We start from the raw sequence: 526 nt of genomic DNA on the forward strand, positions 1-526 counted from the left end.
CCGCGATCGCCGCCTTGATCAGCTCCGCCTTGTTCGGAAAGTAGTTGTAGAGGCTGGCGCTGGTGACATCCGCGGTGCGGGCAATCTCGCGAATCGTGGTGCGGGAGTAGCCCATCTCGGCCACAGTGCGCATCGCCGCGGTGATGATGCGCGTGCGGGTCTGTTCGCCGTCGGCGCCCACCGGGCGCCCCAATCGCGAGGGCCGGGCGCTCATGCGGGACGGCACGCGCCGCCGTCCCGTCCCTCACGCACCGCGCACCTCCGCACGAACCCCGAATAAATCGATCACTCGATTATATTCGACACTGTCAGGCGCCGAGAGCCTGCGGACGGGACGCGCGAGTGCGGAGAACACGGTGACGCGGGCGCAGCGGGGACGCCCCGTCGGCGCCAGCGGTGAGGAGACCCGCCAGCGGATCATCGTGGCCACCATGCGCTGTGTGGCGACGGTGGGCTACTCGCGAGCCACGATTCGCGAGATTGCCCGCACCGCGGATGTCACCAGCGCCAGCCTCTACAACTACTT

2 protein-coding genes are annotated in these 526 nt (G+C 68.3%); one reads left to right on the top strand and one right to left on the bottom strand.

Annotated elements, in window-relative coordinates; genetic code table 11:
• The coding region (locus tag A9X05_RS15265) for a TetR/AcrR family transcriptional regulator (protein ID WP_156736741.1) at positions 1–214 on the bottom strand (214 nt) is incomplete at its 3' end.
• A gap of 142 nt (positions 215–356) precedes the next feature.
• Between A9X05_RS15265 and A9X05_RS15270 the strand changes: the two genes are divergently transcribed.
• Positions 357–526 (top strand): TetR/AcrR family transcriptional regulator (locus tag A9X05_RS15270; RefSeq protein WP_156736743.1); only part of this gene is annotated, 170 nt, incomplete at its 3' end.

Source organism: Mycobacterium sp. E3298 (assembly GCF_001666895.1).
Classification (GTDB): domain Bacteria; phylum Actinomycetota; class Actinomycetes; order Mycobacteriales; family Mycobacteriaceae; genus Mycobacterium.